Annotated in this window: 18 protein-coding genes; 12 read left to right on the top strand and 6 right to left on the bottom strand. The window is 72.8% G+C overall.

The features are described from left to right. The 6 genes from CCN42_RS27190 to CCN42_RS27215 all read left to right on the top strand — a co-directional run. Positions 1 to 1,094, top strand: a 1,094-nt coding sequence (locus CCN42_RS27190; RefSeq protein ID WP_086739580.1) for an ROK family protein, incomplete at its 5' end; no start/stop codon positions are given. A gap of 18 nt (positions 1,095 to 1,112) precedes the next feature. Beyond that, positions 1,113 to 1,292 carry a hypothetical protein gene (locus tag CCN42_RS27195; protein ID WP_245877477.1) on the top strand — a complete coding sequence of 60 codons (180 nt, stop codon included), beginning with the start codon at positions 1,113 to 1,115 and terminating at the stop codon, positions 1,290 to 1,292. A 347-nt stretch (positions 1,293 to 1,639) separates the two neighbouring features. Continuing rightward, positions 1,640 to 2,905: an ABC transporter substrate-binding protein gene (locus CCN42_RS27200; protein WP_086739555.1), complete on the top strand. Its 1,266-nt coding sequence runs from the start codon at positions 1,640 to 1,642 to the stop codon at positions 2,903 to 2,905. Between the two features lie 23 nt (positions 2,906 to 2,928). Beyond that, positions 2,929 to 3,897 carry a carbohydrate ABC transporter permease gene (locus tag CCN42_RS27205; RefSeq protein ID WP_086739557.1) on the top strand — a complete coding sequence of 323 codons (969 nt, stop codon included), beginning with the start codon at positions 2,929 to 2,931 and terminating at the stop codon, positions 3,895 to 3,897. Between the two features lie 53 nt (positions 3,898 to 3,950). After that, positions 3,951 to 4,766 carry a carbohydrate ABC transporter permease gene (locus CCN42_RS27210; RefSeq protein ID WP_086739582.1) on the top strand — a complete coding sequence of 272 codons (816 nt, stop codon included), beginning with the start codon at positions 3,951 to 3,953 and terminating at the stop codon, positions 4,764 to 4,766. Between the two features lie 12 nt (positions 4,767 to 4,778). Continuing rightward, positions 4,779 to 7,682 carry a glycoside hydrolase family 2 TIM barrel-domain containing protein gene (locus tag CCN42_RS27215; protein ID WP_086739559.1) on the top strand — a complete coding sequence of 968 codons (2,904 nt, stop codon included), beginning with the start codon at positions 4,779 to 4,781 and terminating at the stop codon, positions 7,680 to 7,682. 63 nt (positions 7,683 to 7,745) lie between these two features. Here CCN42_RS27215 and CCN42_RS27220 read toward each other — a convergent pair whose 3' ends face one another. Together CCN42_RS27220 and CCN42_RS27225 are read right to left on the bottom strand one after the other, a co-directional pair. Next, on the bottom strand, positions 7,746 to 8,321 hold the full coding sequence (locus tag CCN42_RS27220) for a hypothetical protein (RefSeq protein ID WP_245877478.1): 576 nt from the start codon (positions 8,319 to 8,321) through the stop codon (positions 7,746 to 7,748). After that, positions 8,318 to 10,051 (bottom strand): PHP domain-containing protein, encoded by a 1,734-nt coding sequence (locus CCN42_RS27225; protein WP_086739561.1) that lies wholly within the window; start codon positions 10,049 to 10,051, stop codon positions 8,318 to 8,320. The genes CCN42_RS27220 and CCN42_RS27225 overlap by 4 nt, the downstream gene beginning before the upstream one ends. A 289-nt stretch (positions 10,052 to 10,340) precedes the next feature. Here CCN42_RS27225 and CCN42_RS27230 point away from each other — a divergent pair, with 289 nt between their 5' ends. The 3 genes from CCN42_RS27230 (at position 10,341) to CCN42_RS27240 (ending at position 13,168) form a co-directional block, all read left to right on the top strand. Then, complete coding sequence (locus tag CCN42_RS27230; RefSeq protein ID WP_086739563.1) at positions 10,341 to 11,696, top strand: jacalin-like lectin; 1,356 nt, start codon at positions 10,341 to 10,343, stop codon at positions 11,694 to 11,696. A gap of 76 nt (positions 11,697 to 11,772) precedes the next feature. After that, positions 11,773 to 12,363 carry a TetR/AcrR family transcriptional regulator gene (locus tag CCN42_RS27235; RefSeq protein WP_086739565.1) on the top strand — a complete coding sequence of 197 codons (591 nt, stop codon included), beginning with the start codon at positions 11,773 to 11,775 and terminating at the stop codon, positions 12,361 to 12,363. Next, positions 12,356 to 13,168 carry an alpha/beta fold hydrolase gene (locus CCN42_RS27240; RefSeq protein ID WP_086739567.1) on the top strand — a complete coding sequence of 271 codons (813 nt, stop codon included), beginning with the start codon at positions 12,356 to 12,358 and terminating at the stop codon, positions 13,166 to 13,168. Before CCN42_RS27235 ends, CCN42_RS27240 begins: the two co-directional genes overlap by 8 nt. On the opposite strand, the gene CCN42_RS27245 is transcribed toward CCN42_RS27240, so the two are convergent. Then, positions 13,123 to 13,908 carry an isocitrate lyase/PEP mutase family protein gene (locus tag CCN42_RS27245; RefSeq protein WP_086739569.1) on the bottom strand — a complete coding sequence of 262 codons (786 nt, stop codon included), beginning with the start codon at positions 13,906 to 13,908 and terminating at the stop codon, positions 13,123 to 13,125. The genes CCN42_RS27240 and CCN42_RS27245 overlap by 46 nt on opposite strands. A 79-nt stretch (positions 13,909 to 13,987) precedes the next feature. Further along, complete coding sequence (locus CCN42_RS27250; protein WP_086739571.1) at positions 13,988 to 15,748, bottom strand: DUF2264 domain-containing protein; 1,761 nt, start codon at positions 15,746 to 15,748, stop codon at positions 13,988 to 13,990. Between the two features lie 145 nt (positions 15,749 to 15,893). Here CCN42_RS27250 and CCN42_RS27255 point away from each other — a divergent pair, with 145 nt between their 5' ends. Continuing rightward, positions 15,894 to 16,808 (top strand): EamA family transporter, encoded by a 915-nt coding sequence (locus CCN42_RS27255; protein WP_086739573.1) that lies wholly within the window; start codon positions 15,894 to 15,896, stop codon positions 16,806 to 16,808. Between the two features lie 123 nt (positions 16,809 to 16,931). Here CCN42_RS27255 and CCN42_RS27260 read toward each other — a convergent pair whose 3' ends face one another. Continuing rightward, positions 16,932 to 17,327 carry a RidA family protein gene (locus CCN42_RS27260; protein ID WP_086739574.1) on the bottom strand — a complete coding sequence of 132 codons (396 nt, stop codon included), beginning with the start codon at positions 17,325 to 17,327 and terminating at the stop codon, positions 16,932 to 16,934. A gap of 137 nt (positions 17,328 to 17,464) precedes the next feature. On the opposite strand from CCN42_RS27260, the gene CCN42_RS27265 reads away from it, so the two are divergent. Then, positions 17,465 to 18,436, top strand: coding sequence for a helix-turn-helix transcriptional regulator (locus CCN42_RS27265; RefSeq protein WP_086739576.1), 972 nt, complete (start codon positions 17,465 to 17,467; stop codon positions 18,434 to 18,436). 123 nt (positions 18,437 to 18,559) lie between these two features. Here CCN42_RS27265 and CCN42_RS27270 read toward each other — a convergent pair whose 3' ends face one another. Beyond that, the gene (locus CCN42_RS27270) at positions 18,560 to 19,648 is read right to left on the bottom strand and encodes a rhamnogalacturonan acetylesterase (RefSeq protein ID WP_086739578.1); all 1,089 of its coding nucleotides are present in this window, start codon (positions 19,646 to 19,648) and stop codon (positions 18,560 to 18,562) included. Positions 19,649 to 19,837: 189 nt separating this feature from the next. Here CCN42_RS27270 and CCN42_RS27275 point away from each other — a divergent pair. Then, a partial coding sequence (locus CCN42_RS27275) for a rhamnogalacturonan lyase B N-terminal domain-containing protein (protein ID WP_281259538.1) occupies positions 19,838 to 20,824 on the top strand: 987 nt, incomplete at its 3' end.

The raw sequence follows: 20,824 nt of genomic DNA on the forward strand, positions 1-20,824 counted from the left end.
TCGGGATGATCACCGAGGTCGGGTTCGAGGACTCGGCGGGCGGGCGCCCCCGGGGCCTGGTCGCCGTCAACGCGTCGGGGGGCGCGTTGATCGGCGTGGACATCGCGGAGACGTACGTCCATGTCGAGCTGTTCGACCTGGCGCTGAACGTGCTGGCCCGGGCCGAGGAGGACATGCGGCCCGGCGAGAGCCGCCCCGAGCAGGTCGTCGGCCATGCCGCGGCGGCGGTCGGCTCGGTGGTCGCGCAGGCCGGCGTCGAGGGCGCCCGGGTGCTGGGCGTCGGGGTGAGCGTGCCGGGGCAGGTGGACCGGGACACCGGGGTCGCCGAGTACGCGCCCAACTGGGACTGGCACGACGTCCCGCTGCTCGACCTGCTCACCGAGCACATCGCCTACCCCCTCCACCTGGACAACCCGCTGCGCGCCTGCGCGGTCGCCGAGCTGTGGTTCGGGGCCGCGCGCGGGCGCGGGGACGCCGTGGTGGTGAACCTAGGGACCGGTGTGGGCGCCGGCCTGGTGCTGGGCGGCGGGCTGCACCGCGGGGTCAGCAACAGCGCCGGCGAGTGGGGGCACACCACCCTCGTGCTGGACGGGCGGCTGTGCCACTGCGGCAACCACGGCTGCGTGGAGACGTATGTCGGCGCGCCCGGGATCATGCTGAACCTGCGGGAGCTGAGCCCCGGCAGCACCCTGCTCCACCCGGAGGACCAGACCGCCACCGTGCGGGCACTGGCCCACGGGGTCGCCGCGGGCGATCCGGTGGCCGTGAAGGTGGTCCGGGACACCGCCCGCTATCTCGGCGCCGGTATCGCCGACCTGGTCAATCTGCTCAACCCCGAGGTGGTCGTGCTCAGCAGCTGGGTCGCGGCCACGCTGGGCGAGCCGCTGCTCGCCGAGGTGCGCGAGGCCGTCGCCCGGCACGCGCTCGGGCGGCCGCTGGCCGCCACCGAGATCGTCCTCTCCCCGATCCCCACCGACCCGGTGTGCCTGGGCGCGGCGACGTTCGCGCTGGAGGGCGCGTTGCGGTCGGTCGGACAGCGGGCCGCAGCACGACGCACGACACCTGCAAGGAGCCGTACCGCACCGCCTTCGTGACGACGGAAGGGATGCACGTTGCGCACCAGCAGATCGATCCTCGGGACGGCCGTGGCCGCACTGGCCGCCGCCGGAACCCTGATGTCCGCGCCCCCCGGTGCCGCCGCCGAGTCCCCGGCGGTGGCCGAGGTCTCCCCGCACGGCGCCCAGACCATCGACACATCGGCGCGTCCGGCGCCTGGTGGGTCAACGACCTGAAGAACTTCGACCCGCGGGTGCGGGCCCGGGTCGCCCGCCTGCCCGACGTCAGCGGGCAGGCGAGCGCGGACGGCAGCAGGGTGATCCTCTGCAGCTCACGGGCGGCGCCGACCAGGCCTGGTTCCGGCGGTAGCGGAGGAAAGTCCTGGTCCGCGCGGGGTGGTTACGGTCGTGCGGAGCGGGTGGCGGGCGGCGCTGGATCACCGGCCCGCCACCCCGGCACGTCCGGCATCCCGAACGTGGCACAACGTTTCGCACGGACTTCGTCCAACCCCTTGCCGAAGGCTTAGGTGAAGGTTAGCGTCCGGCACCGACCGCAGCCGCACTCGACAGACAAGGACGTCAGCATGCCGGCATTCAGCAACTCCTCCTGGGACCGCCGATCCGTCCTGCGGGCCGCGATGGGCCTGGCCGCCGCCGGCGGGCTGGCCGCGTGCGGCGGCAACAACGGCCGCGGCGGCGGCTCGGGTTCGGGCAAGCGGCTCGTCCAGTACTTCCACGCCTACGGCGAGCCGGGCACCGAGCAGGCCGTCAAGCGGTACGCGAAGGCGTACAGGGAAGCCGGCGTCACCACGCAGTGGATCACCGGCGAGAACTTCGAGAGCAAGCTGTTCTCGGCGCTGCTCACGGACAACGCGCCGGACCTGTTCGAGTTCCACCCGCAGATCCAGCTGGTCCGCAGCGGCCAGGTGGCCGACCTGACCGACCTCGTCGAGCCGGTGAAGGACGACTTCAACCAGGCCGACATCGCCTCGCACACGGTCGACGGGAAGATATACGGCATCCGGATGATCGACGACCCGCAGTTCTTCTTCTACCGCAAGTCCCTGTTCGAGAAGGCCGGCGTCGACGTGCCGACGACCCTCGACGAGCTGATCGAGGCCGCGGCCAAGCTCACCACGGACAAGGTCAAGGGCGTCTTCCTCGGCAACGAACTGGACGCGGTGATCCGCCCGCTGATCTGGGCGGCCGGTGCCGACACCCTCGATGAGAAGAACCGGATCGCCTACCACACCGAGGGGGTCAAGGAAGGGCTGGTCAAGCTGCGCAAGCTGTTCACCAGCGGCGATCTGCTGCTCGGCGCGCCGACCGACTTCTGGGACCCGTCCGCGCTCAACCAGGGCCTGACCGCGATCCAGTGGTGCGGCATGTGGGCGATGCCGCAGATGCAGCAGGCGCTCGGCGACGACCTGGGCATCTTCCCCTTCCCGAAGGTCACCGACGCCGGCGCGCCTGCCGTCTACAACGGCGGCTGGTCGATGTTCGTCAACGCCAAGGGCAAGAACGTCGAGGCGGCCAAGGAGTACGTGAAGTGGCTGTGGATCGACCAGAAGGAGTACCAGGAGGACTGGGCGCTCTCCTACGGCTTCCACGTCCCGCCGCGCGTCTCGATCGCCGAGTCCGCCGACAAGCTGAAGTCGGGCCTGCCCGCCGAGGGCGTCCGGCTGTTCGACGAGTACGGCCACTTCGACAACATCGGTTTCACCCAGGCCATGATCGACGCGATCGAGGACGTGGTCGCGGACTGCGTCCGCTCGGGCGGTGACCCGGAGGCCGCGCTCGACAAGGCGGACGGCAAGGTCGAGCGCGAGCTGAAGAAGCTCTTCGGATAGGCCGGCGGACAGGCAGCCACGTCATGTCGACCACCGCCACGCGCGATCCCAAGAGCCCCGCCCCGGCGACCCCGGCCACCCCGGCCCGGCGGCGACGGCGGCTGCGGGGCAGCAGCACCTTCAACTTCTGGCTCTTCACCGGCCCGTTCCTGCTGGGACTGGCGATCTTCGTCTACGTCCCGATCGGCTGGAGCCTCTGGCTCTCCTTCTTCGACGCCCGCTTCACGGTCACCCCGAGCGAGTTCATCGGCTTCGACAACTACCGGTACATGCTGACGAACGACGACTTCACGGGGTCGCTCGTCACCTTCACCGTCTTCGCCGCGTTCATCGTGCCCACCACCTGGGCGTTCTCCCTGGGGCTCGCCCTGATGGTGAACCGGCTGCGGTTCCTGCGGGCGTTCTTCCGGTCGGTGTTCTTCCTGCCGACGGCCGTGAGCTATGTCGCCGCCGCCCTCATCTGGAAGATGTCGATCTTCAGCGGGGTCCGCTTCGGCCTGATGAACACCGTCCTCGGCTGGTTCGGCGTCGACGACATCGCCTGGCTGGCCAGCCCCGACCCGCCCTGGTACTGGCTGGTCCTGGTCACCGTCCGGCTGTGGCTCCAGGCCGGGTTCTTCATGATCCTGTTCCTGGCGGCGCTGCAGAACATCCCGCAGGAGCTCTACGAGGCAGCCGCCATCGACGGGGCGAAGCCGGGCTGGCAGACCTTCCGGCACATCACCCTGCCGCAGCTGCGCGCCACGTCGACGGCCGTGATCCTGCTGCTCCTGGTGCAGGCGTACCAGGCCTTCGACGAGTTCTTCAATCTGCTGTCCAAGTCAACCTGGGGCCGTCCTCCCCTCGTCGAGCTGTACTACATCGCCCTCGGCGAGAACCAGGACTACGGCGCGGGCAGCGCGGGCGCCGTGATCCTGACGCTGCTGATCTGCGTCGTGACCCTGCTCCAGGGCAAGTTCCTGGGCTTCGGAAGGGGGGACGAGTCCAAGTGACCACCACGACCGACCGGCCGGCGGCACCGCGACGGGTGCGGCGCGGCGGTGTCATGGGCTCCGCCGGGCTGTACGCCGCGACCACGGTCGCCGCCCTGCTCTTCCTCGTTCCCTTCTACCTGATCGTCCGCAACGCGCTGATGACGGATCCGGAGATCACGGGCGAGGAGTGGAAGTTCTTCCCCACCGACATCCAGTGGGGCAACGTCACCGAGCCGTTCGACGATCCCACGGTGGACTTCGCGCGCTCGCTGTGGAACTCGGCGGTCGTCGGGACCCTGCACACCGTCGGCACGCTGCTGGTCTGCTCGCTGGCCGGATACGGCCTGGCCCGGATCCCGTACCGGCACGCCGACAAGATCTTCTACGCCGTGCTGGTCACCCTGATGGTGCCGACCGCCGTCACCTTCGTCCCCAGCTTCGTGCTGGTGTCGTCACTCGGCTGGGTGGACACCTACCGCGGGCTGATCGTCCCGGGCCTGTTCAGCGGTTTCACCTGCTTCCTGTTCCGGCAGTACTTCCTGGGATTCCCCAAGGAGCTGGAGGAGGCGGCGCGCGTGGACGGGCTCGGCCACTGGGGGGCGTACTGGCGGGTCGTCGTGCCCAACTCGCTGAACTTCTTCGCGGCCATCGCCACCATCACCTTCATCAGCGGCTGGAACGCCTTCCTGTGGCCGCTGGTCATCGGCCAGGACCCGAGCGCGTGGACCGTCCAGGTCGCGCTCTCCTCGTACATGACCAACCAGACCGTCAACTTCCATCTGATCTTCATGGCCACGGCCATTTCCATCCTGCCCCTGGTGTTCGTGTTCCTCTTCCTCCAGCGCTGGCTGGTCCAGGGGATCGCCCAGACCGGCATCAAGGGCTGAGCTAGGAGACCGATGTCTGTGCGCACGACCCCCGCGTCCGCCGATCACGTCGAACACGTCCCTCACATCGATTCCGTCGACTACGTCGAGGACGTCTCCCCCGGCCGCGGTTGCCTCCCGCCGCGCGCCTGGTACGCGTCCTCCGACGCGCCCGCCCTGTCGCTGAACGGCCGCTGGCGGTTCCGGCTGTCCGCTACGGCGGACGCCGAGGATCACTCGTTCGCCGAGCCCGGGTACGACGCCACGGGCTGGCCGGAGATCACCGTCCCGGGCCACTGGGTCCTCCAGGGCCACGGTGCGCCGATCTACACCAACCACCTCTACCCCTTCCCGGTCGACCCGCCGCGCGTCCCGACCGAGAACCCCACCGGCGACCATCTGCACGTCTTCGACCTGCCCGCGGACTGGCCGGCGGACGGCGCCGCGGTGCTCCGCTTCGAGGGGGTGGAGTCCTGCGCGCGGGTGTGGCTGAACGGCACGGAACTGGGCGAGTTCAAGGGCTCCCGGCTGCCGCACGAGTTCGCGGTCGGCCGTCTGCTGAGGACTGCGGACAATGTGCTGGCGGTCCGCGTCCACCAGTGGTCCGCCGGCTCCTATCTGGAGGACCAGGACCAGTGGTGGCTGCCCGGCATCTTCCGGGACGTCACCCTGCTGCACCGCCCCGAGGGCGCCGCGGGCGACTTCTTCGTGCACGCCTCCTACGACCACACCAGCGGCGCGGGCACCCTGCGGGTCGACTCCGAGGTGCCCGGCCGGATCACCGTCCCCGAGCTGGGCGTCGACATCGCGGCCGGCGAGCCGGTCACCGTCCCGGTGGAGCCGTGGACGGCGGAGACGCCCCGGCTGTACGAGGGGGTGCTGGCGACGCCGGGCGAGCGGGTACCGCTGCGGATCGGCTTCCGGACCGTCGTCGTGGAGGACGGCCTGATCAAGGTCAACGGCAGGCCGGTGCTGTTCAAGGGCGTCAACCGCCACGAGTGGCACCCGGAGCGGGGGCGGGCCCTCGACACGGCGACGATGCGCGAGGACGTGCTGCTGATGAAGCGGCACAACATCAACGCCGTGCGCACCTCGCACTATCCGCCGCACCCGGCCTTCCTCGACCTGTGCGACGAGTACGGGCTGTGGGTGATCGACGAGTGCGACCTGGAGACCCACGGGTTCACCGAGCAGGCCTGGCGCGACAACCCCGTGGACGACGACCGCTGGACCCCGGCGCTGCTGGACCGCGCCGCCCGCATGGTGGAACGGGACAAGAACCATCCGTCGGTGGTCGTCTGGTCCCTCGGCAACGAGGCCGGCACCGGGCGCGGCCTGACCGCCATGGCGGAGTGGATCCGCGGCCGGGACGGCTCGCGGCTGATCCACTACGAGGGCGACAGCGATTGCCGGGACACCGACGTGTACTCGCGGATGTACGCCTTCCACGACGAGGTCGAGAAGATCGGCCGCGGCCTGGACGGCGGCACCCGCAAGCGGCGCCGACTGCCGTTCGTGCTCTGCGAGTACGCCCACGCCATGGGCAACGGCCCCGGCGGACTCGCCGACTACCAGCGGCTGTTCGAGACGTACGAACGGCTCCAGGGAGGCTTCGTCTGGGAGTGGATCGACCACGGCATCCGGCATCCCCGGTTCGGCTACGCGTACGGCGGCGACTTCGGCGAGGAGCTGCACGACGGGAACTTCGTCTGCGACGGGCTGGTCCTCCCCGACCGCAGGCCGTCCCCCGGGCTGGCCGAGTACCGGAAGGTGATCGAGCCGGTCCGGATCGACGGCGACGGCGGGGACGGCACCGTCCGGGTCACCAACCGGCACGACTTCGCGGATCTGTCCTGGCTCGCGTTCGAGTGGTCGTACCAGGTGGACGGCGAGACGGCCGGGACCGGCCAGCTGTCCGTGCCCCCGCTGGCGCCGGGCGGGTCGGCGGAGGTGAAGCTGCCGCCGCGGCCGGCCGACGCGCCCGCCGGGGCGGAGACGCGGTGGACGGTGCGGGCGGTGACCGCCGAGGCGACGGCATGGGCGCCGCGGGGCCATGTGGTGGCCTGGGGGCAGGTGCCCGTCACCGGGCGGGTCGCGCCGTCGCCGGCGGCGGGCGCGCGGCCGGCCGTGCGCGAGGGGCGGCTGTCCCTGGGCCCGGCGTCCTTCGACGCGCGCACCGGCGCGCTGCGGGCCGTCGGCGGTGTGGCGGTGTCCGGGCTGCGCCTGGACGTGTGGCGGGCACCGACCGACAACGACAACGGGGCGCCCTGGCAGCCGGACGCCCGCTACGGGCTGCTCTGGCGCGAGCTGGGCCTGCACCGGATGCGGCACCGGCTGGACGGGGTGGAGGTGGGCGACGAGGCGCTGACGGTGCGGACGCGGGTGGCGCCGGCCGCCGCCGACATCGGGCTGCGCACCGCATACCGCTGGACGTCGGACGGCGACCGTGTGCAGCTCACCGTCTCCGTGACGCCCGAGGGCGACTGGAGGCTGCCGCTGCCGCGGCTCGGCATCCGGTTCGGACTGGCGGCGGCACAGGAGGTGACGTGGTTCGGCGGCGGGCCCGGTGAGGCGTACCCGGACAGCAGGGCGGCGTCGATGACCGGCCGTTGGCGGTCGACCGTGGACGATCTGCAGACGCCGTACGTCCGTCCCCAGGAGAACGGCGCCCGCGCCGACGTCCGCTGGGCGGAGCTGGGCGGGCTGCGGATCGAGGGCGACCCGGCGTTCTGGTTCAGCGCCCGGCGCTGGACGAACGAGCAGCTGGACGCCGCCGGGCATCTCTCGGACCTGACGCCCGGCGACACGGTGTGGGTGAATCTCGACCACGGTCAGATGGGGCTCGGCTCCCAGTCCTGCGGTCCCGGCGCGCTGCCGCGGTACCACCTGCGGGCCGAACCGGCCGTCTTCTCCTTCCTCTTCGAGGCGACCGGCTGAGACACCGCCGTCGGCCGGTGCCCGGTGCGGGCGCCGGCCGGCGGTCCGGGCCGTCCCGCGCGGTCAGTGGTCCGCGCAGCACGGGGTCGGGTCCGGGACCTCGAACGGGGTGAGCCGGCCGCCCGCGGCGGGCATGACGGTCAGCACCAGTTCGCCGCGCTGCCACTGGGGGCGGACGTGGTCCCGGGTCACCAGCGGCGTCTCCGGGTCGGGTGACCCGCCCGCCCCCAGCACGCTCACCCGGTCGATCGCGGAACGGGACAGCAGCTCCGCGACCGTCAGCGTGCCGGTGAGGCCGTCGGCGCCCGGGAAGAGCACCGCGCGCCCCACCGCGTCGGGGGCGCCGCCCGTCGCCTCGTACCCCTGGGCGGCCAGCCGTTCCCGGCAGCCCTCCGCGGACGTGGTGAGGGAGAGGGCGACCCGCGGCCGGCCGTCCCGCAGCAGGTGCGTGCAGCCGAACGTGTCCTCGGGGAGCGCGAGTTCGGCCGCCAGCCGGCGCAGCAGGTGGTCGGCCGCGCGCAGGTCGGTCAGCCCCGGGTCCACGGTGAGGACGTACGGCGGGACGTGGGACGGCCGGGCGGACGGGACGTCCGACGGGGCATCCGACGGGACACCCGATGGGACATGCAGCCCGGTCATGACGGCAGGACCCAGACCGGGTTGGAGTAGAACCACAGGTCGCGCCACGGGTCGGCGTCGCCGACCACGTCGAGCGCCGGGCCCGCCGGGTCGACGGCCGCGCCCATCGGGCCCACGGCGGTGCGGTTGCCGTCGGTGCCGCGCAGCCGGACGTAGACGGGGCGGTCGACCCGGCCGAGGTCGTAGGTGAGGCGGACGGTGCCGGTCGACTTGTTCACCTCGTAGGACCTGACCACCTTGGCGGTCGGGGCGGTGAAGGTGTCCTTGTCCGTCGCCTCGCCGGTCACGTCGCCCTGGATGACGTCGACCCGGGCCAGTCTCGGCACGAACCCGGCCCAGTTGGGGCCGCCGGCCAGGGCCACGTCCGCCGTCAGCGTCACCCGGGTGCCCTTCCGGACGTGCAGGGCGCCGCCGAGGGTGGCCCAGCGCCGGCCGCCCGCGATCCGGACGTCGAGGCCGCTGATCAGCTGGCCGTGGTCGACCCAGATGCGTCCGGCGCGGATGCCGTCCATGACGGCGGCGTAGGAGAAGCCGTCCGCGCCGACGTGGGTGCGGCTGTACTGGCCGGGCCAGTAGTCGCCCTGGGTGACGTCGATCTTCCCGGCGTAGACGGGGTCCGGGTGGCGGCCGTCGCGGTTGAAGTCGCCGCCCGGGCCGCGCGTCGTGGTGTCGCCGTAGATCTGGTGGGAGTCGGAGTTGGCGGTGATCCACCAGGGCTTGCCCTCGGCGAGGAGGCTGTCCCACAGGCCGCCGACCGTGGCGGTCATCCAGTCGAAGCCGCCCCAGGTGCGGTAGGACTCCGGCGGGTAGCCGGGGAAGGAGTTGGCGCTGGGGTTGTTGTCGTAGATGCCGCGGGCGCGGTTCATGCCGAGCGGGGCCGGGAGGCCCGCGGCCTGGTGACCGGGGGCGCCCTCGAAGCCGACGGCGATCTGGTGCTCGGCCGGGGTGGCGTCGCGCCACGCGCGGATCTCGTGCGGGGAGTCGACGCCGCGCCGCGCGGGGTGGTTGGCGAGCATCAGCGCGTCCTTGACCTTGCGGGCCCGCACCTGCTCGGCGAGGAAGCTCAGGCCCGCCACGGCGAGCGCCTCGTTGGCGGGCGTGGAGTCGGTGGCGCCCTTGACGCTGCCGTCGTAGTCGGTCTCGAACTGCTTGAGAACGGCGACCTCGTTGCGGCCGGGGTGCACGAAGACGGTGCCGTGCTCGGCGGCCGGGATGTTCCACTCCAGGCCCTGGAAGACGAGGGTGTCCTCGTAGGCCGCGCGGGCCGCCTTGATGTCCGGGTTGACCTTCTCCACGCCGATCTTGGCGTGGGTGGCGCTGCCGTGGTCGGTGATGACCAGCCAGTCCATGCCGTGCCGGGCGCCCTGGCGTACCTGGTCGACGACGCGGTACTTGCCGTCGCTGCTGTACTGGGTGTGGATGTGGTGGTCGCCCGCGAGCCACAGGAAGCCGTCCCGCTTCCGGCCGCCCGCGGCGGTGCTCGCGGCCTTCGCGGCGTTCGTGGTGGCGTTCGCGGGCTGCGACTGCGGCGTGAGCACGCTGGCCGCCGCCAGGCCCGCGCCGAGCAGTCCGGCGCGGCGCAGCAGCGAGCGGCGGGACTGCTGTTCGGGGGTCAGGGCCTCGTCGGGGACGGTGGTGTCGAAGGCGGCGGGCAGGGCCGCGTGGTCGTGCGGGTGGTCGTGGTCGTGGTGATGGTGGTGCCCGTGGCCGTGCTGGTGGACGTGCCCCATGGTGTGCCTCCTCGATGCCGCTGCCTTCCGCGGCCGCCTTCTTGGGCGCGCAGCCGCGCCGCGTCAGGAGGATCGGCGTGGAAGATGAATGGGGCAGGACTCGGGGGTGAGCGCCAGGGATACCGGACACGGCCGCTCGTCGGGACTTTCACGGTTTCCCCGATCTCCCTTGCCCGGCGGCTCTGTTGGCCGGAAGCTGAGCACCGCTCACTTCTCCCCCGCCCTCCCCTGAGGTGCCACGCCTCCCTGCCCCCTGATCTGAGAAGCCACGCCTCCCCCTGGAGACGCCATGCGAAGACTGCTCGGCACCCTCACCGCCGCCGTCCTGGCCACGACCGGGCTCGTCACCGCCGGCCCGGCGCCCGCCGCGGCTGCGGCCGCAGATCCCTTCGCCGTGTCCGCCGCGGCGGCGGACACGGGCTCGTTCACCGTCCTGACGTACAACATCGCGGGCCTCCCCCTCGGCCTCGGCGACAGCGACCCGGAGACCAACACCCCGCTGATCGGGCAGCGGCTCGGCACGTACGACATCGTCAACGTCCAGGAGGACTTCAACCACCACGCGGCCCTCTACGCCCACGACACCCACCCGTACCGGACGGCGACCAGCGGCGGCGCCGGGTTCGGTGACGGCCTGAACACCCTCTCCGACCTGCCCTTCGAGGACTTCCAGCGCGTCGACTGGAACGACTGCGCCGGCACCGACTGCCTGACCCCGAAGGGCTTCACCCTCGCCCGGGTCCGGCTCGCCGAGGGCGTCTTCGTGGACCTCTACAACGTGCACACCAACGCCGACGTGACGGACGCGGCGCTGGCCGCGCGCCGTGCCAACGTCGCGCAGCTCTCGGACTTCGTCCAGGCCAACTCCGCGGGCAACGCGGTGATCGTCATGGGCGACACCAACACCCGCTACACCCGCGCAGGCGACACCATCCGCACCCTGGCGGCGGAGAACGGCCTGACCGACGCCTGGGTGCGGCTGGTGAGGGGCGGTACGCCTCCCGCGCAGGGCGGCGAGCCGCTGGTCTGCGACGCGACCGAGCCCGCCGACGACTGCGAGGTGGTGGACAAGATCCTCTACCGCGGCAACGGCCTGCTGGACCTGACCGCCACCCACTACCGCAACGACTGGGCGGGCTTCCTGCGTTCCGACGGCGAGCACCTGTCCGACCACTTCCCGCACACCACCGGCTTCTCCTGGACGCTCGACCCGGCCCTGCGCGCGAGCGACTTCTTCGGCGGTCCGCACGGCACCGCCTTCACCGACGCCGACGACCTCCCGCGGGCCCTTGCCCCGCGCACCCTCACCCTGCGCGGCGGCGCCCGCCTGGACGCCGTCGCCCTGACCCACGCCGACGGCACCGTCCTGTCGCACGGCGGCACGGGCGGCACGGCGACGTCGCTGACGCTGGGCGCGGGCGAGCACCTGACGTCGGTGCGGCTGACGCGCGGCCAGAAGGACGGCCGGACCCGGGTCTTCTCGGCGGCCTTCACCACCGACCGGGGCCGCACGCTCGCCTCCGGCACGCCCACCGCGGACGCGGCCACGTTCACCGCACCGCCGGGCCGGCAGATCGTCGGCTTCACCGGCCGTGCGGGCGCCGAGATCGACAAGCTGGGTGTGCTGTACGCGCCGATCGGCTGAAAGTCCCTCGCCACCCACTCCCTGGCTTCACTAGGCTTTTTCCTAGAGCCCCTAGGTGAAGTCAGGGAGGAGCGCCGTGCCCCGTGCCGGTATCACCGCGGACCGTCTCGTCACGGCCGCCGTCGAACTCGCCGACGAGGCCGGGTTCGAGAACGTCACCCTGTCCGCGCTGGCACGCCGCTTCGGCGTCAAGGACGCGAGTCTGTACTCGCACGTCAAGAACCTTCAGGACCTGCGCACCCGGATGGCGCTGCGGGCCGGCGGCGAGCTGATCGACCGGATCGCGGCGGCCGTCGCCGGACGCGCGGGCAAGGACGCGCTGGCCGCGTTCGCGGGCGCCTACCGCGCGTACGCGCTGGAGCACCCCGGCCGGTACGCGGCCACCCAGATCCGGATCGACCAGTCCCTCCTCGCCGACTCCCCCGCCCTGCGCCGCACCGCCGAGATCACCTACGGCATGCTGCGCGCCTACGGCCTCGACGAACCCGACCTCACCGACGCCGTGCGCCTGCTGCGCGCCACCTTCCACGGTTACTGCGTCCTGGAGGCCGGCGGCGGCTTCGGCGCCCCCCGTGACGTACAGCAGTCCTGGAACCGTGCCGTCGACGCCCTGCACACGGCCCTGACGCACTGGCCCCGCGAGGAGAACGACCACCCCCATGAGTGACCACGACGTGTGCGGCGACGGGCCCGTCCTGCTCGTCGTCCCCGGCGGCACCGGGCACCCGATGGGTCTCGGCCCGCTGACCCGGCGCCTCGCCGAGCGCTTCACGGTCGTGACGTACGACCCGCTCGGCCTCGCCCACGGGCGGCTCGGCCGGCCCGTCGCCGACCAGCGGGTCGAGGAGTGGAGCGACGGCGCCCGGGACGTGCTGGAGGCGGTGCTGCCCGACGGTGAGTCCGCGTACGTCCTCGGCACCAGCTCCGGCGGCATCGCCGCGCTCGACCTGCTCGCCCGGCACCCCCGGCGGCTGCGGCACGTCGTCGCGCACGAGCCGCCGTGCGTGGCCGCCCTGCCCGACGGGGCCCGGCAGCGGGCCGCGTTCCGGGAGGTGTACGACACCTACCGCGCCGCGGGCCCGGCCGCCGCCGCGGAACGCCTCGCCGCCACGCTGGAGGAGCGGACACCGGACGCCGTGCCCGATGGGCAGCCCCTCACCCGCGCGGAGGAACTGTCCCAGCCGATGGCGCTGTTCCTCGCGCACGTCCTGGTCCCCTTCACCTCCTACGTCCCCCACCTGACCGCACCGGCCGCCGCCCGCCTCACCCTCGCGGCGGGCGACGGCTCACGCGGGCGGCTTCTGCACCGCACCGCGCGGGTCCTCGCCGAGCGGACGGGCGGCGCCTTCGCCGAGTTCCCCGGCGGTCACCTGGGAGCCCTGGAGCACCCGGAGGCGTTCGCCGACCGGCTCGCGGACACACTGGGTCACCCCGCGGCGGGCCGGCCGGCCAACGCCCGCACATCGTCGTAGGACGGCACCGCACCCCGCGGCACGCGCCCCGCGCGGATCTCCCCGACCGCCTCCACGGCCGCACCCAGCGCCCGCCGGTACGGCAGCGAGCCGAGGCTGATCCGGCGTACACCCAGGTCGGCGAGGTGGGCGACGGTGGGGCCGTGGGGCGCGTACAGGATGTTGAGGGGGACGCCGCCGAGGTCCGCGACCAGGGCGGCGATCCCGGCCGGGTCGCTGAGGCCGGGCACGAACACACCGTCCGCGCCCGCCTCGACGTAGGCCGCCAGACGGCGCCCGGTGCCCTCGCCGTCGCCCAGCCAGTACGTGTCCGTGCGGGCGTTGACGAAGAGGCCGGGGGCCGCCGACTTCACCGCCGCGATCTTCTCCGCGTGCCGCGCGGGCGAGCCGAGACCGTCCTCCAGGTTGATCCCCGCGGCCCCGACGACGGCCAGTTCCCGGGCGAACTCCGCCACCTGCTCCGGGTCGTCGGCGAAGCCGCCCTCCGCGTCCACCGACAGCAGGAACGGCTCCGCGCCCAGGGCGAGGGCCAGACGCAGCGTCTCGTCCCGGGTCGCCGCCGTACCGTCCGGCAGCCCGGCCGCCGCCGCGACCCCGAGACTGGTCGTACCGATCGCGGGGAAGCCCTGTGCCGCGAACAGCCGCGCGGAGGCGTGGTCCCAGGCGGTGGGCAGGAGGAGGGGCGGTCCGCTGTGGTGGAGTTCGGCGAAGGCGGTCGGGCCGGTGGGCGTTTCGGTCATGTCCGCACGGTAGGCGCGGATCCGTTCGGTACCGGCCGAAGCGTCCGCGCCAGGACCCGCGCCGGGCGGGCGACCGGACTCACACCGGGCGTACGTCCGCCCCGTCCGCGTCCAGCCGGACGCGCAGCGCGGGCCCGTGACTCCAGCGGACCTCCAGCTCTCCGGCGCCCTCGTCCACCCGGACGGTGACCGTGTCGGCGAGCGGCACGGGGTCCGGGTCGGCGGTGAGGCGGGCGAGGGCGACGAAGAGGGTTCCGTTGCCGGGGGTGCCGTCGTTGCCGGGGACGCCGTCGCCCTCCGTGGCGCCGTCGTTGCCGGGGGCCCGGTCGCCGCCGGTGACACCGGTCAGCGTGTCGGACAGGCCGTGCAGCGGGAGCAGTTCGGCGCGCAGGCCGTCTCCCGCGGCCCATCCGGTGACCCGCACCGGCGTACCGGGCGCCGGCCCCGTCACCAGGTGTGCCCGCACCTCGGCGGCCCCGTGCGCGAGCACGGCACTTGTCACCCGTGCTCCCCCGCCCGCCGAGTGCCGCGACGCCGCCCAGCCGTCGCCCACGCCCAGCGGCACGATCTCCGTACGGCTCGGATCTCCGCCGACGATGACGCTGTTGTCGTACGCCGGGTCGGGCCGTGTCGCCGTCGAGTAGGCGAGGCGGGTGTAGTGCGGGTCGTAGCGGACGTCCTCGCTGCCGTGGTTGTGCAGGCGGACCAAGCCGTCCGAACGCGTCGACTGCAGCAGCCAGTTGGGCGGGCCGACGGGGGTGACGGCGTCCTCCCGCTCCGCCGGGCCCGGCTCCTCCTCGGCGGTCCACACGGCGTGGTCCGGGGGCAGGAGCAGGCCGAGGAAGCCCTTGCTCGCCCAGTAGGGGGAGGCGGGGCCGGAGTAGCCCTGCAGGACCGATGTGTCGGGGCCGTGCCAGCCGAGGGTGAGCAGGCCGTGCTCGTCGACCGCGCCCCGGTCGAGGAAGTACTTCAGGGCGCCGGAGGCCAGCCGGCGGGTCTCGCCGGGCGTCAGGGGTGTATGGCCGGTGAGGCTGCCGAGCCAGAGGGGGGCCGTGGTGGCGAAGCGGTAGGTGAGGGAGCGGCCCTGATGGACGGGGGCGCCGTCGGCGCCGAACAGCCGGGCGTAGTCGGTGAGGTGTACCGACAACCGTCGGCCGTATGCGGTCAGCAGTTCACCGTCGTCCGCCAGCCACGCGTGCAGCACCGGATACAGGTGCATCGCCCAGCCGTTGTAGTAGTCGAACTTCCGGCCGTCGCCGTCCGTGTACCAGCCGTCGCCGAGATACCACTTCTCGATCCGCTCCAGACCGCGGTCGATCGCCGCCCCGGACGCCTGCGTCTCGTATCCGATCTCCTGGAGGAAGCCGCCCACGGTCACCGGGAACAGCTCCCAGTTGCAGGGCCAGGCCTCGGCGTGGAGCGCGTCCGCGAGCCAGGCCGCCGCGCGCTGCCGCACCGGCTCGTCCAGCCGGTCCCACAGCAGCGGCCGGGTCAGCCGCAGCGCCAGCGCGATCGACGCCGCTTCCACCAGCGGCTGGGTGCGGCTGCGCACACGCGGCCAGACGCCCGCGGTGCCGGCCGCGAGTCCGTCGGCGTAGCGCTGCAACGCCGTCTCGTCCCGGCAGAGGGCCGCCAGCAGCAGGGTCCGGGCGTAACCCTCCAGGCCGTCGGAGAGGCGGCCGGACCGGCTCTCCCGGTCGCCGGGGAGGTGGTAGAGCGCGAAGTCCCCGGTGGCGTACGGCTCCACGGCCGCGAGCAGCGCGTCGGCCGCCGCCTCCCAGTGGGCACGGGTGTATCCGGTGTACGGGCTGAGCGTGCGGTCCTCGGGGGGCAGCTGCATCGGTCCTCTTTCTCTCCTGCGCGGTTCGGGCGTGGAGGGCTCCCGCAGGTCACCACGGATCGAACAGCCTGGCAAGCGCTTTCACAGTGCTCGGGTGACGAAAAATCGAACGACGCGCGGGCGCCCGGGCGTCGATACTCCACGGGTGGCCACCCTGAACGTCGTCGACGGAACCGAACACGGCCCCTCCCCCCGGGCCCCCCTGTCCGCGCTCGCCGGACGCACCTTCGACGCGATCCCGCCGCCGGCCCTGGTCCTGCTCGGCATCGTCAGCGTCCAGGTGGGCTCCGCACTGGCCAAGCACCTGTTCGGCGCCGTGGGCAGCTTCGGGACGGTCGCGCTGCGGCTGCTCTTCGCGGCGGCGGTGCTGATGCTGCTGTGGCGGCCGACGTTGCGCATGAGTCGCCGCGCGTGGACAGTCGTCGTCGGCTACGGCGTGATCCTCGCCCTGATGAACCTGTGCTTCTACCTCGCGCTGGAGAGGATCCCGCTGGGGATCGCGGTGACCATCGAGTTCCTCGGACCGCTGACGGTGGCGCTGGCCGGCTCCAGGCGATGGCTGGACGCCTTCTGGGCCCTGCTCGCGGCGGGCGGAGTGGTCCTGCTGATGGGCGGACGCGGCGACCTCGACCTCGTCGGCTTCCTGTTCGCCCTCGCCGCAGGCACCTTCTGGGGCCTGTACATCCTGGTCGGCGCGGCGCTGGGCCGGCACACCACGGAAGGCAACGGCCTGGCCCTGGGCATGGCCGTCGCGGCACTGGTGGCCGTGCCGTTCGGCGTGGCCGAGAGCGGAACGGCGCTGATCCAGCCGTGGGTGCTGGCGGCGGGGCTCGGCGTGGCGCTGCTGTCGTCGGTGATCCCCTACTCCCTGGACCTGGAGGCCCTCCGCAGGATGCCACCGCGTGTGTTCGGCATCCTGATGAGCCTGGAACCGGCGATGGCGGCCCTCATCGGCCTCATCGTGCTCCAGGAGTCGCTGCACTGGTCGCAGTGGCTCGCGGTGCTGTGCGTGGTGGCGGCGTCGGCGGGAGCCACCCGCGGGGCGCGCCCGGAGGACTGATCCGGGGCGCTGCTCTCCCGAGTGGGTCCCACCGACCGCCCTGCGCGAGTGGATCCCCCGCCCACGCGCTGTCCGCGCGCACCCGGTCCGGCCGGCAACCCTCCCGGAGGCGGTGAGGTCACCTCACGCGACCGCGGTCCCCTCCAACTCGACCATCAGGTCGGGGAGGGCGAGCCGTGTCACCCCGAGCATCGTGGTGGCCGGCGCCACCCCGGCGGCGCCCAGACGCGACGCCAGCACGCCGTAGCGCTCGAAGAGCCGGTCGACGTCGGTGGTGTAGACGTCGAGCCGGATCAGGTTCGCGAGGGACATGCCGGCCGCGCCGAGCACGGCCTCCAGGTTGTCCATGGCCAGCGCCAACTGCGCCGCCATGTCACCGGCATGCCGGGGCTTGCCGTCACCGCTCATCGCGGCCTGCCCGGAGCAGTACAGGGTCCGGGTGTGCCCGGAGACGATCTCACCCTGGCTGTAGCCCAGTTGCTCCGACCACGTCCACGGGTTGACCGTCGATCGCTCCATCGCCACATCAGCTCCATTCGGTTCGGGCGGTGCGGACGTCCGAAGGCTCGGCGGCGCACCGGCTCCGGCGTCACGGTGAACCAGCCTCCCCGCGAATCACGACATCCTCAGTCACGTATGTCGCTAGCGTTCCTCGTATGCGTGCCGACCGGTTGATCTCGTTGGTGCTGCTGCTGCGTCGGCACGGCCGGCTGACCGCGGCCGCGCTGGCCCGCGAGCTGGAGGTGTCCACCCGCACCGTGCTGCGCGACATCGAGGCGCTGTCCGCGGCCGGCGTCCCGGTCTACGCCGAACGCGGACGGCACGGCGGCTTCGCGCTGCTGCCCGATTTCCGGACCGATCTCACCGGGATGAACCACGACGAGGCGCTTGCCCTGCTGGTCGCGGGAGCGGGGCGCGCGGAGCAGGTGTTCGGCCTCGGCTCAGCGCTCGCTTCGGCCATGCGCAAGGTGGCCGACGCGCTGCCCGAGGGCCATCGGGCCGCCGCGAGCGACGCGGCCCGGCGGCTGCTCGTCGACCCGGAGAGCGATCTGCTGTCCCGCCGCCCGGCCACCGAGGAGCTGCCCGGCACCACGATGATCGAGGTGCGGCGCGCGGTGCTCGCCGGCCACAGGCTGCGCATCCACTACGCGGCCACGGGCCAGGCGCCGCAGTGGCGCACCGTGGACCCGATCGGCCTGGTCACCGTACGCGACCGGGGCTACCTGCTGGCCACCCGGTCCGGCGCGGACCGCACCTACCGGCTGTCACGGGTGCTGGCCGCCGAGGAACTCCTCGAACCGGCACAGCGGCCGGAACGGGTCGACCTGGACCGGGTCTGGCGGGAGCGCTGTGCGCAGTTCCTGTCCGGCGACCACGTCACCGTGCTGGTGCGGGTGGATCCGGCGCGGTGGGAGGAACTGGTGAGCACCGCACTGGCCGTCCGCGCCGAGGAACCCGACGCGGACGGCCGGCTGCGGCTGGAGGTGACCTACCAGGACGCGCGGCACGCCGAATGGGCGCTGTGGCAGCTCACCACGGACGCGGAAGCCCTGGCCCCGCAGTGGTTGCGCACCTCCCTGCGCGACCGCGCCGCCGCGCTGGTCTCCTGCTACGGAGTGCCGTCCTGAGAGGTGCCGCATGCCGAGGAGTGCCCGTCCTGAGAGGTGCCCGCTGCGAGCCGCCGACGGCGCGGTGGGGGCCGTCGGCCCGAACCTGGGGCGCCCCGGTTCCGGTCGGGGTGCCCCAGGGGCTCATTCCGCGCGGACGAGGCCCCGCGGCACGAGGTGCTGGGCGAGGAGTTCGTCGCGGACCAGGGCCGCGTAGACCGTGGCGCCGTGGACGGAGGTGTGGGTGTTGTCGCGCTTCTCGTTGGTGAGGTACAGCGCCTTGGACGCCTCGGTGCCGAGCGATTCCACGACCGCCTTGGTCTTCGCCGTGAGGTCGATCAGCGGCACCCGGCGGTCGGCGGCGACCGAGCGGATGACGGCCGGGTGGTCCACGCCGAGGCCGTTGACCAGCAGTGCGGTGTTGTTGTCGAGCGTGCCGTCGGAGTTGAACCAGCGGCGGACGATCGGGGTGACGAGGACCGGCTCGCCACCCTTCGCGCGGACGCCGTCCACCAGGGCTTCGAGGTTGGCCCGGTAGGTGACCCCGTCGGTGGTCTTGTCGTTGTGGGCGAGCTGGATCAGGACCAGGTCGCCGGGGCGGACGAGCGGCTCCACGGTGGCCCAGAGCCGGGGGTCCTGCCGGTAGGTGACCGTACTCTCGCCGGAGTCGGCGTGGTTGGCGACGGACAGGCCCTTGCGGAGGTACTGCGGCAGGTGCTGGCCCCAGCCGGCGTACGGGTCGCCGGGCTGGTCGCAGACGGTGGAGTCGCCGACGAGGAAGATCTGCCGGGAGTGCCGTGCGGGGGTGACGCGGATGCCGGCGAGGGCGGGGGCCGAGCCGCCGATGACGAGGTCCAGGCCCGCGGTGCCGGCGGGGCCGGTGGGCTCGCCCTCGGGGGTGCGGACGTCCACCGTGAAGCTGCGGGCGACGCGTTCGCCGGCCGGGGCGGCGGTCTCGGGGAGCAGGGCGCGCCGGGTCTCGCCGGTGATCCGGGTGCTGGACGCGGTGTCGCCGCCGAGCAGGACCTTGACGTCGTAGGTGCCGGGCGGGACGTCGAAGCGGCAGGTGCCCGCGGCACAGTTCGCGATGCCGGGCGCGGGCGCGGCGGTGCCGGTGTGGGCGGTACCGGGGTCGGCTGCGCCGGCGCGGGCGGGTCCGGCGTGGGCGGGTCCGGTGGACAGCGCGGCCCCCAGGGTGACGGCCGCCAGCGCGGCGATACTGAAACGTCTCATTCCCGGCTCCTCGATCCCGACGACGTGGTCTGGCGGAGGACCGTACCGCTTCCTGCAAGCGCTTTCTAGGCCTGGAGCGGATTTACTCCGGGTTCCGACTCTCCTGCTGTGAAAGCCCTTTCGTGAAATCGATTCAACTGTCACTCTGCCTGTCACCCGCACCCCCGCACCTCCCGAAGGAGGCACCCCGTGTCCGCATCCGCGCACCGCCCCGTCGGCCGCCGCACCCTCGTCCTCGGCACCGCGGCCGCCGCCGGCGCGGCGGCCCTCGGCGGTCCGCCGACGGCGACCGCCGCGTCCACCGCGACCACAGCTGCCTTCGGCTGGAGCGACGAGGGCACGCACTACCGGGTCGACACCGGCGCGAACCTGGTCTTCAAGGTGAGCAAGTCCAACGGCGACCTGACCTCGCTGGTCTACCGGGGCACGGAGTACCAGGGCTACGGCGGCAAGAACTCGCACATCGAGTCCGGCCTCGGCAGCTCCACGGTCACCCTGCGGCAGTCCGGGTCCACGATCCTGATCTCGGTCGCGTACGGCACGCTGCGGCATTACTACGCGGCCCGCAGCGGCGAGGACAACGTCTACCTGTGGACCGAGAAAGCCGACGACTCGGTCACCGCGACCCGGTTCATCCTGCGGGTGAAGGCCGGGCTGTTCCGCAACGACGAGCCCGACTCCTACACCTACGCCCCGACCGCCATCGAGGCCTCGGACGTGTTCGCCAAGCCCGACGGGCAGACCCGCTCCAAGCACTTCTCGAAGCTGCGTGTCACGGACTACACCCACGTCGGCTGGAGCAGCGGCGGCGTGGGACTGTGGCTCGTGCGCAGCAACCACGAGAAGGCTTCCGGCGGCCCGTTCTACCGCTCGCTGCTGCGCCACCAGAGCGCCGACGGCGGCGGTCTGTACGAGATCCTGTACTACGGCCAGAACCAGACGGAGGCCCAGCGCTTCGGCCTCCAGGGCCCGTACGTCATCGCCTTCACCGACGGCGGCGCACCCTCCCCGTCGCTGTACCCCGGGACGCTCACGACCCCGTGGGCGGACTCGCTGGGCATACCCGGGTATGTCGGCGCGAGCGGGCGGGGGCGGGTGGCCGGTGTGGGAATCATCGGGCGGGACACGGCGTACCCGTACACGGTGGGGCTCGCCAACGCGGCGGCGCAGTACTGG

It is taken from the genome of Streptomyces glaucescens, from assembly GCF_002154375.1.
Taxonomy (GTDB): Bacteria; Actinomycetota; Actinomycetes; order Streptomycetales; family Streptomycetaceae; genus Streptomyces; species Streptomyces glaucescens.

What these genes read in the sequence shown, in the direction of transcription:
- CCN42_RS27200 (WP_086739555.1), top strand. Translation starts at nt 1,640, where the DNA reads ATGCCGGCATTCAGCAACTCCTCCTGGGACCGCCGATCCGTCCTGCGG.
- CCN42_RS27205 (WP_086739557.1), top strand. Translation starts at nt 2,929, where the DNA reads ATGTCGACCACCGCCACGCGCGATCCCAAGAGCCCCGCCCCGGCGACC.
- CCN42_RS27210 (WP_086739582.1), top strand. Translation starts at nt 3,951, where the DNA reads ATGGGCTCCGCCGGGCTGTACGCCGCGACCACGGTCGCCGCCCTGCTC.
- CCN42_RS27215 (WP_086739559.1), top strand. Translation starts at nt 4,779, where the DNA reads ATGTCTGTGCGCACGACCCCCGCGTCCGCCGATCACGTCGAACACGTC.
- CCN42_RS27220 (WP_245877478.1), bottom strand. Translation starts at nt 8,321, where the DNA reads ATGACCGGGCTGCATGTCCCATCGGGTGTCCCGTCGGATGCCCCGTCG.
- CCN42_RS27225 (WP_086739561.1), bottom strand. Translation starts at nt 10,051, where the DNA reads ATGGGGCACGTCCACCAGCACGGCCACGGGCACCACCATCACCACGAC.
- CCN42_RS27230 (WP_086739563.1), top strand. Translation starts at nt 10,341, where the DNA reads ATGCGAAGACTGCTCGGCACCCTCACCGCCGCCGTCCTGGCCACGACC.
- CCN42_RS27240 (WP_086739567.1), top strand. Translation starts at nt 12,356, where the DNA reads ATGAGTGACCACGACGTGTGCGGCGACGGGCCCGTCCTGCTCGTCGTC.
- CCN42_RS27245 (WP_086739569.1), bottom strand. Translation starts at nt 13,908, where the DNA reads ATGACCGAAACGCCCACCGGCCCGACCGCCTTCGCCGAACTCCACCAC.
- CCN42_RS27250 (WP_086739571.1), bottom strand. Translation starts at nt 15,748, where the DNA reads ATGCAGCTGCCCCCCGAGGACCGCACGCTCAGCCCGTACACCGGATAC.
- CCN42_RS27260 (WP_086739574.1), bottom strand. Translation starts at nt 17,327, where the DNA reads ATGGAGCGATCGACGGTCAACCCGTGGACGTGGTCGGAGCAACTGGGC.
- CCN42_RS27265 (WP_086739576.1), top strand. Translation starts at nt 17,465, where the DNA reads ATGCGTGCCGACCGGTTGATCTCGTTGGTGCTGCTGCTGCGTCGGCAC.
- CCN42_RS27270 (WP_086739578.1), bottom strand. Translation starts at nt 19,648, where the DNA reads ATGAGACGTTTCAGTATCGCCGCGCTGGCGGCCGTCACCCTGGGGGCC.